At 38.2% G+C, this 477-nt stretch carries 1 tRNA gene; it reads right to left on the bottom strand.

Annotated elements, in window-relative coordinates:
• Positions 1 to 340 precede the first annotated feature (340 nt).
• Positions 341 to 416, bottom strand: a tRNA-Lys gene (locus tag SAZ04_RS21665).
• Positions 417 to 477 lie beyond the last annotated feature (61 nt).

The raw sequence follows: 477 nt of genomic DNA, 5'->3' as shown, positions 1-477 counted from the left end.
AGATTGTGGTTTCGTTGATAAACACCAACAAAACTATCTCTATTTCGCTTGGCTTTTGTTCAGTTTTCAAAGAACTACGTTGTTGCTACTTTTCAGCAACAACCGTCACTCGTTAGCGACATTCACTATCGTAACACACTAAACAATTCTACGCAATAACTTTTTAAAAGTTTTTTTGTGAGTTGCTTATGAAACGACCAGTCGTCTTCTGCGACATTCAATACTGTACCATGATGCAAAGTTCTGCGCAAGTGTTTTATGAAATATTAATTTCTTTATTTGGTGCGGGACAATTCCACACATCCGCATATAATTGATGTTTTTACAAAAACATCTTAAATGGTGAGCCATGAAGGATTTGAACCTTCGACCCTCTGATTAAAAGTCAGATGCTCTACCAACTGAGCTAATGGCTCTTAAAATAATGGTGGCTCAGGACGGAATCGAACCGCCGACACATGGATTTTCAGTCCATTG

The sequence above is a fragment of the Halalkalibacter lacteus genome, assembly GCF_036663595.1.
Classification (GTDB): Bacteria; Bacillota; Bacilli; order Bacillales; family Bacillaceae_D; genus Halalkalibacter; species Halalkalibacter lacteus.
Note: the sequence above shows the minus strand (reverse complement) of the source record. Positions and strands in the feature narration are given on the sequence as shown.